The sequence below is a fragment of the Aurantimonas aggregata genome, assembly GCF_010500835.1.
GTDB classification, from domain to species: Bacteria; Pseudomonadota; Alphaproteobacteria; order Rhizobiales; family Rhizobiaceae; genus Aurantimonas; species Aurantimonas aggregata.
This window is the reverse complement of the sequence record NZ_JAAAMJ010000049.1, coordinates 1-9,496: the sequence shown is the minus strand read 5'-3', so window position 1 is coordinate 9,496 and position 9,496 is coordinate 1. Positions and strand designations below refer to the sequence as shown.

Sequence of the window (9,496 nt, the reverse complement as noted above, 5' to 3'; positions counted from 1 at the left end):
GGCGGCGACTGACGCGAGAGGGCAATCAAATCGCCGCCGACTCCCCATTACTGGATCTGCCCATAAGGCAGGAATTATAGGCGCAGCGGATAACGCCGCACGAGGCGCAGGCCTCGGTGTGGCCGCCGAGCGCGGCGGTGCGGCAGTGCTCGATCGCCGACATGACCTTGAGCTCAGCCAGGCTCAGGTGCCCGGCACGGCTCGTCCGGAACGCAGGTCCGGCGACGCGCAGGATGTCGGCGACCTCGATCCGGTCGCCCATCGCCTCAGCCGGGCGAAGCCTCCTCGTGGTGGAACAGGGCGAGGCGATCGAGCGGGCTGACGACGGCACGCACCGTGCGCGTGGCGACCTTGGCGTAGAGCGCCGTGGTGTCGAGCTTGGCGTGGCCGAGCAGCACCTGGATCACCCGGATGTCGACGCCGTCCTCCAAGAGATGCGTTGCGAAGGAATGGCGCAGCGTGTGTGGCCCGACGCGCTTTGGGATCTCGGCCGCCCGCGCCGCCTCCACCACGATGCGGTGGATCTGCCGGGTCGAGATCGGCCGGGCCCAGCTCTCTCCCGGGAACAGCCAGCCCTCACGGTGAAGGATGCCCTGCCGGTGCCCCTCGACCCACCACTCGCGCAGGAGAGCGAGTAAGTCGGCGGAGAGCATGGCGTTGCGATCACGCCCGCCCTTGCCACGCTCGACGCGCAGCAGCATCCGGGTGGAGTCGACGTCGCCGACCTTCAGCGTCGCCACCTCGGACGCTCGCAACCCCGCGCCATAAGCGACCGAGAGCGCCGCCAAATGCTTCAGGCAGACGGTGGCGCCGAGCAGGCGGCGCACCTCGTCCGGGCTGAGCACATCAGGCAGGCTGGGGGGATAGCGCAGCCGCACCAGCTTGCGGGCGAGATCGGGCCGGTCGATCGTCTGGACGAAGAAGAAGCGCAGCGCCGAGACGATGGCGTTCATCGTCGGCACGCCGAGCCCGGCCTCCTGCTGCGCGATCTGAAAACGGCGCAGGTCCTCGGCGCTCGACGTGTCGGGCGAGCGCCCGAGAAACGAGGCCAGGCGGCCGACGTCGCGCAGGTAGTTGCGCTGCGTCTCCGCCGAGAAGCGGCGCATCGTCATGTCGGCGATCAGACGCTGGCGGAGCGGGCTCGCCGACGCGGCGGCGGGAATGACAAGGGTCGTCATGGGAAGGCTCCGTTCGGGTGAAGGAGCCAGGATCGTCCGCCCGCACCGGGCGATGCTCAATCAGCGCAGAGCGCTCGTGTCGGTCCGCCGACGACGAAGCCGCCGCCCTTCCCGCGGAAGCGGGTTCGTTCTTCCACCCGGGACCGACAGTCATCGCCGCAGAACCGGACACCCGGAAGCGGTCCGTCAGTTTTCTACCCATGCGAGACGTTGAGCGGATAGCGCCCATGTCCCGGAAGCGGCCATTGAGCCGGTTTGCGGTTCGACGAGGTCCGGTACGGTAGCGGCCCGGTGTCCGAGCGGCTGAGATGGGCGGACGTCGCACTGACGTTCGGCCTGACGCAGACGAGCTATATAGAGGCCAGATCGGCCCTAGATCGAAGATCGCAGGAGAGAGCTATATGACACTGCCGGACGTTCTGATTCCAACCTACGTGCAGATGCTGGGGGCGCTTTCAGCTTGGCTCGGTAAGGCCGAGGTGCAGAGGCCGGGCGGCGGGGCGGAGACTCTGCTCGCCGCGCGGCTTGCCCCCGACATGTTCCCGTTGTCCACGCAGGTCCGCTTCGCATGTGTGCAGGCGCAGGAGGGTTTGTTCCGGCTCCGCGGGCAGGCTTTCCCGGCCTATGTGGGGGTCCTTTTGGACGAGGGGCGGAATGCAGCCGAGCACCCTGGTTCGATCGCGGAAGCGCGGAATCGGATCGCCGAGACCATCGCGGCGATCGAGGTCGCCGCGATGGACATGCCTGCGGTGGACCCAGCAACGCCGATCGCCCACGCACTGCCCCAAGGCATGGTGTTCGACCTCACTGCCGAGCAGTACGTCCGCGACTGGGCGCTGCCGCAGTTCTATTTCCACGTCATGACCGCCTACACGATACTGCGCGCCCAAGGCGTCGAGTTGGGTAAGGCCGACTACGTCGCGCACATGTTCTCGTACCTGCGCCCTGGCACCCTGCCCTCGCAGTAATGAGCGCACGGAATTCCCCTGAGCGGCGCTCTATATCGGATGGTAGCAGCCGCTAACGCCCCCAGCTTGCCACGTCGTCACAAAGGGCAGCTATCGCCACGTGCCATCCCGGAAGCGGCCTGTCGTCCACCAACCTCGTCGTTCAGAATTCCCAAATATCCTAAGTTCTGAAGCGGCGCGGAAATCGATTGCGGATAGCATATGCGAATCTCGATTGAGACCCTTGGAACGCGCGGCGACGTACAACCCTATCTCGCCCTTGCTCTTGGCCTTATGCAGCAGGGATATGAGGTACAGTTCGCGGCGCCCAAGCAATTTGCATCGTTCGTGGAAGAGAAGGGTGTGCGCTTCGCGCCCTTGCCGGGCGAATTCCTGGCTCTGCTCGATACACCAGACGGAAAGGCTGCCGTCGCCGGCGGCCAGGGATTCAGCGCGGGTTTCAAGCTCCTCAAGCACATCAAGCCGCTGATGCGTCGCCTGCTCGATGAGGAATGGGCGGCTGTAAAGGCCTTCAATCCCGATCTGATCGTCTACCACCCGAAATCGGTGGCCGTGCCGCATTTTGGGGAGCGCCTGGGCATTCCCGTCATACTCGCCTCGCCTCTGCCGGGATTTACCCCGACCCGAGCATTCCCGAGCCCGATGCTCCCCGTATCGTCACTTGGGCCTTTCAACAAGATGAGCCATCTCCTCGCGATGCGCGGCGCCGATGTCCTGTTCGGCAAGATGCTGGGGCAGTGGCGCGAAACCTCGCTTGGCCTCATGGGTAGGAAGGCGAATGTCGCCCCGATTGCAACCGTTTATGCCTATAGCCGGCACGTCGTCCCGGTGCCGTCCGATTGGGGTGAACGGGTCCTTGTTTCAGGCTACTGGTTCCTGGATGAGGGCGCCGATTGGCAGATGTCAGACTGCCTGAAATCATTTCTCGCCGCCGGCGACAAACCGATCTATGTCGGCTTCGGCAGCATGCCGGGCATTGACCCTAGGATGCTTGCTCAGGAAGTGATCGAAGGTCTTGCCAGAGCCGGCAAGCGGGGGCTGCTTGCAACTGGCGGCGGTGCTCTCGATATGGTCGAGGTTCCGTCGCATGTTCACGTCATTGCCGCGGCGCCGCACGACCAGTTGTTCAAGCACGTCGGTGCCGCACTCCACCACGGCGGGGCTGGAACGACGGGTGCGTCGCTCCGCGCCGGCCTGCCCACCATAATCTGTCCGTTCTTCGGAGATCAGCCCTTCTGGGGGAGGCGTGTCGCGGCGCTCGGTGCCGGGCCCCAGCCCCTGGATCGCAAGACCCTGGATGCGACCACGCTCGCGGCCGCCTTCAAGACGACCGATGATCCCGTGATGCGCGCGCGTGCAGGCGCAATCGGGACGAAAATTGGCCACGAAAACGGTGTGGCTGCCGCAGTCAGTTTTGTTGGACGCACGTTAAAGCAGCAGGTTTCATAATGGATCTCGTCGCAAAAATCCAAGTTTCGCGACAAAATCGGCGGCGTTGAAAGCTTAAGGGAATTTCCGTCGCAAAAGTCGGACGCAAATATCAAAGTTTCGCGACCGACTTTTGCGACAATCTCAAGCGTCATCGAACAAGGCCCCGAGATCGCGACCACCGTACAAAATCCGATCGAACGTCACCGTGTCAGCTCCGACATGAAAGGCGATGGAAACTCGGCGTTCGAAGCCGACGATCCGTAACCCGGGTAACAGGTCATTCCGCCGGGTTCCTCGTTCCGGGAAATCTGCAAAACCCCGGCAATAAGCTTCGATCCGCTCGACATAGGCCAGGGCACGGGCATCGCTCGAATATTCCGCAATGGACAGATATAGTTGCCAAAGATCGTCCCGCGCTTCCGGCGCGAAGACGACTCTATGCGGCACGCTCGGAAGCTTTCAGGCGCCCGGCGTGAAGAGTTCGGATTTCGTCAAAGACCTGATCTATGGAGACCGCGCGGCCAGGATCGGCTTTCATGGCAGCGGCGACTGGCACGACTTCTTCTCGCAACCAGCGTTCAACAGCGGTGTCCCGTTCCTGCAAGGCTCGGAGGCCGGCACGAATGACCTCGCTGCTCGTGGCATAGGTGCCTGAAGAGACCAAGCTGTCGATGTAGTTCGCCTGCTCGCTCGGCAGACTGAATGTCCGTTTCTCAGCAGCGGCCATCGTCCAATCCTTCATGTAGATCCTGCGTCAGTATGATTTTTTCATACTACACACTGGAGACAGATGAATCCAGTTCTCGCATTCTGTGGTCTGCGTGACGGCAATATCAGGAATTTCGCGAAGCCGGCATTCGTTGCGACGCGCTCGACAGCGAACGCGCTTCCAAATTATCTATAAGGCATGACAGTCGCGACCAAAGTTCAAGACGACACGATCTCGGGCCGGATCAGCCGCGCCTTGGCCGACCGTATCATTTTAGGCGGCCTAGAGCCGGGCTCGCGCCTCCGGCAGGATCACATCGCCGAGGAGTTCGGCGCGAGCCATGTCCCCGTACGCGAGGCGTTCCGGCGTCTCGAAGCGCAAGGGCTCGTTGTCAGCGAGCCGAGGCGCGGTGTCAGGGTCGCTGCCTTTGACATTGCCGCGGTCAAGGAAGTCGCCGAGATGCGAGCTGCCCTTGAGGTTTTGGCGCTCCGACACGCCGCACCGCATCTCACTCCCGCGATCCTCAACGCGGCCGAGAAGGCCACGCGTCAAGGCGACAAATCTCGAGACGTGCATTCCTGGGAGAGGGCGAATCGGACCTTTCACGGGCTGATTCTGACGCCCTGCGCCATGCCCCGCCTTCTCGCCTCGATCGACGATCTTCACGCTGCGAGCGCCCGCTTTCTGTTTGCGACTTGGCGCTCCGATTGGGAAACGCCCACCGACAAAGATCATCGCGCGATCCTGGACGCTCTGCGGCAAGGCCACGTCGATACCGCTTCCAGCATCCTGGCGCGTCATGTCCAGTGGATCGGGCAACGACCGATCAGGATGGCCTCCGGGAAGACGCGTGATGCCTTTGCCATTGTTGGATGAGCTGGCCGACAGCCGAGCGATCAATCCACTCGACACGGGGTTGCCATTTCGTAGATCGTGTGGACTCAATAGTAGATCAGTATGGCAAATTATCTATATTATTTTTGGCCGTCATCTAGGAGGTTTTATGTCCGATATCGCTTCTGCTTCTTTCAAGCCGGCTTTCAGCCCCCTGAAACTGAACAGCCGGTCTCACGGCATCCAGCTCGTGGCCGTGACCCTCGGCACGCTGTTTTTGGCGCTGTCGTCCTATATTGAGGTACCGATGGTGCCCGTGCCGATCACCATGCAGACCTTCGCCGTGACGCTGGTCGGCGCCCTGTATGGCTGGCGCCTCGGCGGAATCACTATCACGGCATGGCTGGTTGAGGGGGCGTTTGGCCTGCCCGTGCTCGCCGGCGGTGCTGCCGGCGCTCATCACTTCGTGGGCGCAACAGGCGGTTATCTATTCGCCTTTCCTGTCGTTGGCATGCTGGTGGGTTGGCTGGCCGAACGAGGCTGGAACGGCAACAGAGTCCTTCGCGCATTCGCGGTCATGCTGATGGGTAATGCCTTGTGCCTGACGATCGGAGCGGCATGGCTCGCGGTGCTGATCGGGGCAGAGCAAGCCATCGTCCACGGTGTTCTACCGTTCATCGTCGGCGCGATCCTGAAGTCCGCCCTCGGTGCCGCTACCCTCAGGGCCGTGGCCCCCTCTGCCAAAAGGGTGGATCAGGTTTGACGGTCAGGCTTCGCGCCCATCATCTGCTTTGCATGCTGACCTATGTCGGAAAGGGCTACAGCCCCGCGTTCACGGCAAACTATGACGTGATCGTGGGGCGGATCGACCGGGGCGAGGATATTCTGATCGTCGAAGGTCCGGACGATATCTGCGCTCCACTCCTGGGCGACGAAGACTCCCACTGCCTGCGCGAAAGCGTCGTTGAACGGGACGATCGCGCCGCTGAGGCCGTTGCAGTCCTGTTGTGCCGCACGATCGGGCCAGGGGGGCGGATCAGGCTCAATCCGGACATGCTACAGACAATGCGCTGGGCCTTCCGAAGTAGCGAGGGCCGGCGTGCCTGCATGAATTGCGAATGGGCCTCGCTTTGCAGCTCGGTAGCAGAGGACGGATTTTCCGACGTTCGGTTAGGTGTGTCCCTGCGAGTGAGATGAGGCCCACGCCGACGCGAAATTCCCGCAGACCGTGTGGAAAGTCAGCGTGAGCGGATTCCGCCGCGGTGGCTGGCGCGGTAGACTGCGCTATGGCGCACAGTTCTGGAATTGACCGCTCGCAAGTGCTGCTTCTGCCGGAGGCGGTGGACGATTATGTCGGGCCGGACAACCCCGTCCGGTTCATCGACGCCTTTGTGGACGGGCTGGATCTGGCGGGTGCCGGGTTCGGCCGTGTCGCGCCGAAGGCGACGGGCCGTCCCGGCTACGATCCCGCCGATCTCCTGAAGCTCTACATCTACGGCTATCTCAACCGGGTGCGCTCGAGCCGCCGGCTGGAAGCCGAGACCCTTCGCAACATCGAGGTGATCTGGCTCATTCGGCACATGAAGCCGGACTTCAAGACGATCGCCGACTTCCGGCGCGACAATCGAGCCGCCTTCAAGGCGGTGTTCCGGGATTTCGTCGTGCTCTGCCGCCAGCTCGACCTGTTCGGGCGGGAACTGCTGGCGGTGGACGGCACGCGCATCAAGGCGGTGAACAACAAGGACCGCAACTTTACGCGCGGCGCTCTGACCAAGTTCATCCATGAGGCGGATGAGAAGCTGGCCGACTACATGAAGCGGCTCGACGAAGGCGATGCCGACGAGGAGCGGGCGGAAGGCGGCAACGGCAGGAGAAGGAGCGGCGCTAAGCTGGCCGAGAAGATCGCGGCGATCCAGGGAAAGCGCGATCGGCATACGGCACTTCTGGCGGAACTGGACCGCAGCGGCGCGGACCAGATCTCGCTGACCGACCCCGACGCCCGGGCGATGGCGCGAATGACCAAGGTGGGCGTCGGCTACAACGTCCAGCTGGCCGTCGACGTGAAGCACAAGCTGATCGCCGAGCAGGCGGTGAGCAACCAGGTGCTCGACATGGGCCTGCTGGCGCCGACGGTGGAAGCGGCGATGGACACGCTCGACGTAGACCGGATCGAGGCGGTGGCGGACCGGGGCTACTTCAAGATCGAGGACATTGAGGCCTGCGAGAAGGCCGGTATCACCGCCTATGTTCCCAAGCCCATCCGGGGTCCCGCCGCTCGGGAAGGCTTCTTCACCAAGGACGAGTTCCGCTACGATCGGGAGAAGGACGTCTATATCTGCCCGGCAGGCCAGACGCTTTCGCCCCGCTATGAGAGCCGATCGCGCGACAATTTGAAGATCGATTACTGCAACCGCGACGCCTGCAGGGCGTGCCCCATGCGGAGCCGCTGCACCAAAGGCTTCCAGCGCGTCTCGCGGCTGGAGAACGAGGCGGTTCTCGACCGCATGGCGGCAAGACTGGCGGCCCGTCCCGCGGTTCTCGACCGGCGACGCGAAACCGTCGAGCATCCGTTCGGCACGATCAAGCAATGGATGAACCAGGGCGCCTTCCTGATGAAGGGCCTCGACAAGGTTCGCGGCGAGTTCAGCCTGACGGCGCTCGCCTACAACATACGAAGGGCCATCACCCTCGTCGGCGTGCCGGGCCTGATCGCGGCCGTGCGGGCGTGAGGGGCCGCGGCTCCGCTCGAATCCGCAGCCGGCGGCCAGAAAGCCGATCATGAGGTCCAGATCGCTCCCTGGAGGGCCGAAATCGGCAAATCCGCTGGAATGGGCCGACCCCGGCAGGTTTCGGGCCTATCGATGTTCACCGATCGAGTTTCCGCACGGTCTGCCTGATTTCCGCGACAGGTCCAGCGTCGAGAACCACATATCGGGAAAAATTGCGACCGCTGTTTCGTCGGGCTTTTGATCGCTTGTTAGCCGGAGTGATCGAATAGCCCGAGCTTCGGGAATGCTCGGCGCTCTTGTGCATTGATTGGCGTCCGATGCCCCGACGCAGGGGATGAACCATGCCGGCATCAAAGGCCGGACCGCAAACGCGGATTCCGTGCTCGTCACCAGCGCGGCGAGGCCGATCCCTTCGGCCGGTTGCCAAGGGAAAATCATCCGCCCTCCCGGCTTCAGCGCCTTCAGCCACGCGACCGGAGGTACGACGACACCGGCGTTGACGTAAATCAGATCGCATGCAGGCAGCGGCAAGGCGGTCGCATCGCCATGCGTCACCGAAACGCCCTCGAAAGGTTCGAGATTTTCCCGCGCTTGCTGCGCAAGGCTTTCCTGGATCTCGAAAGCATGGACGTTCCCGCGCGGCAATGCCAACATTGACAGCAGCGCGGTGTAGTAACCCGTCCCCGCACCGACATGGCAAATGGTGTCACCAGCCTTGGGGCCGGCAGCGCCAATCCAGCTCGCGTGCAGGAAAGGCTCCCCGTTGTTGATACCCTTTCCGGCATCGAGGGCCACGAGAACATTCTGATAGACATAGACGGGATCGGCGCTCGGGGTTTCGAGATAGCGGCGGTTCACCATGATCTGCCACGGTCCCGGCCCCAAGAACGCCTCACGCGGGACCAGTTCAAAGATGCGCTCAAGACGTTCATCGGCGGAATTACTGGCCGCCGCCATCATCTTCGCATGGAAGGCACGCACCTCGTCTAAGGTGGCGCGAGGGATTCTAGTCATAGTCTCACTTCATCTTTTGTCGCGAAATTCCCGAAACCGACGACATACAGGCAACGCCAGCTATGCGACGGCTTTCGCTACCATATCAGGATGCTGTCCGATCACCCGAACGTAGGCCATAGCGAAATCTGGCGCGGTTGCCCTTGCCTGTTCCCAGTCGCGCAAGGTGCCGACCGGAACCCGGAAGCGGCTGGCGAACTCGGACTGCGAGAGGCCAAGCCCGGTCCTCGTCTTGCGGATCAGGCGGGCGCGCTGGCCCGCCCCCGCCCATGAGCGAGGAGGAGGCCGCTCTCGAGAGCGGCGAGATCAAGCGGCTTTTGCTTCCCTTGCGACCGACCACATGAAGCCGACGAGTTCCCGCGCGACGGCAGTGCAGACCACCGTCGTCTTCTTCCCTCTGGCGATCAAAGCCCGGTAGCGCGCCGTCAGTCGGCTTTGCGCTTTCCAAGCGATCTCGCGCACCTTCGGTGGCGCCGCTTCCAGTTTGTAGAGCTTTGCCTTACCGACCTTAGAGCCCGATTTGAAAGAGGTTGAGCGATATCAGTGAGTTGTGATTCCTCGTCGTTGTCGAGACGATGGAGGATGATCATGACCTGGACTGATACCGCCCGGCGCGAGCATAATCGGGATCGG

The 9,496-nt window shown here is 62.9% G+C and carries 11 protein-coding genes and 2 pseudogenes; 6 read left to right on the top strand and 7 right to left on the bottom strand.

Annotated features, from left to right (window positions below; genetic code table 11):
• Window positions 1-67 precede the first annotated feature (67 nt).
• Window positions 68-262, bottom strand: a pseudogene (locus GTW51_RS22800) (transposase zinc-binding domain-containing protein); the annotation flags it as partial.
• 4 nt (window positions 263-266) lie between these two features.
• Entirely contained in the window at window positions 267-1,178 is a 912-nt protein-coding gene (locus tag GTW51_RS22795) for a tyrosine-type recombinase/integrase (RefSeq protein WP_163046318.1), read from the bottom strand.
• Window positions 1,179-1,579: 401 nt separating this feature from the next.
• Here GTW51_RS22795 and GTW51_RS22790 point away from each other — a divergent pair, with 401 nt between their 5' ends.
• Both GTW51_RS22790 and GTW51_RS22785 read left to right on the top strand, forming a co-directional pair.
• Entirely contained in the window at window positions 1,580-2,146 is a 567-nt protein-coding gene (locus GTW51_RS22790) for a DUF1993 domain-containing protein (protein WP_163046317.1), read from the top strand.
• A 201-nt stretch (window positions 2,147-2,347) separates the two neighbouring features.
• Window positions 2,348-3,595 carry a glycosyltransferase gene (locus GTW51_RS22785; protein ID WP_163046316.1) on the top strand — a complete coding sequence of 416 codons (1,248 nt, stop codon included), beginning with the start codon at window positions 2,348-2,350 and terminating at the stop codon, window positions 3,593-3,595.
• 123 nt (window positions 3,596-3,718) lie between these two features.
• Here GTW51_RS22785 and GTW51_RS22780 read toward each other — a convergent pair whose 3' ends face one another.
• Window positions 3,719-4,024, bottom strand: a complete 306-nt coding sequence (locus GTW51_RS22780) for a type II toxin-antitoxin system RelE/ParE family toxin (RefSeq protein WP_163046315.1) — start codon at window positions 4,022-4,024, stop codon at window positions 3,719-3,721.
• Window positions 4,014-4,304, bottom strand: coding sequence for a type II toxin-antitoxin system ParD family antitoxin (locus GTW51_RS22775; protein ID WP_163046314.1), 291 nt, complete (start codon window positions 4,302-4,304; stop codon window positions 4,014-4,016). Before GTW51_RS22775 ends, GTW51_RS22780 begins: the two co-directional genes overlap by 11 nt.
• A gap of 180 nt (window positions 4,305-4,484) precedes the next feature.
• Between GTW51_RS22775 and GTW51_RS22770 the strand changes: the two genes are divergently transcribed.
• From GTW51_RS22770 to GTW51_RS22755, 4 genes are all read left to right on the top strand, one after another.
• Window positions 4,485-5,162 carry a GntR family transcriptional regulator gene (locus tag GTW51_RS22770; protein ID WP_163046313.1) on the top strand — a complete coding sequence of 226 codons (678 nt, stop codon included), beginning with the start codon at window positions 4,485-4,487 and terminating at the stop codon, window positions 5,160-5,162.
• 127 nt (window positions 5,163-5,289) lie between these two features.
• On the top strand, window positions 5,290-5,883 hold the full coding sequence (locus GTW51_RS22765) for a biotin transporter BioY (RefSeq protein WP_163046312.1): 594 nt from the start codon (window positions 5,290-5,292) through the stop codon (window positions 5,881-5,883).
• Window positions 5,880-6,317, top strand: coding sequence for a DUF1284 domain-containing protein (locus GTW51_RS22760; protein WP_163046311.1), 438 nt, complete (start codon window positions 5,880-5,882; stop codon window positions 6,315-6,317). Before GTW51_RS22765 ends, GTW51_RS22760 begins: the two co-directional genes overlap by 4 nt.
• A gap of 89 nt (window positions 6,318-6,406) precedes the next feature.
• The gene (locus tag GTW51_RS22755; protein WP_163046310.1) at window positions 6,407-7,849 is read left to right on the top strand and encodes an IS1182 family transposase; all 1,443 of its coding nucleotides are present in this window, start codon (window positions 6,407-6,409) and stop codon (window positions 7,847-7,849) included.
• Between the two features lie 126 nt (window positions 7,850-7,975).
• Here GTW51_RS22755 and GTW51_RS22750 read toward each other — a convergent pair whose 3' ends face one another.
• The 3 genes and pseudogenes from GTW51_RS22750 to GTW51_RS22740 form a co-directional block, all read right to left on the bottom strand.
• On the bottom strand, window positions 7,976-8,863 hold the full coding sequence (locus tag GTW51_RS22750; RefSeq protein ID WP_163046309.1) for a protein-L-isoaspartate O-methyltransferase family protein: 888 nt from the start codon (window positions 8,861-8,863) through the stop codon (window positions 7,976-7,978).
• A gap of 60 nt (window positions 8,864-8,923) precedes the next feature.
• Complete coding sequence (locus GTW51_RS22745) at window positions 8,924-9,103, bottom strand: helix-turn-helix domain-containing protein (RefSeq protein ID WP_343034096.1); 180 nt, start codon at window positions 9,101-9,103, stop codon at window positions 8,924-8,926.
• 66 nt (window positions 9,104-9,169) lie between these two features.
• Window positions 9,170-9,376: pseudogene (locus GTW51_RS22740) on the bottom strand (IS110 family transposase); the annotation flags it as partial.
• Window positions 9,377-9,496: the final 120 nt, after the last annotated feature.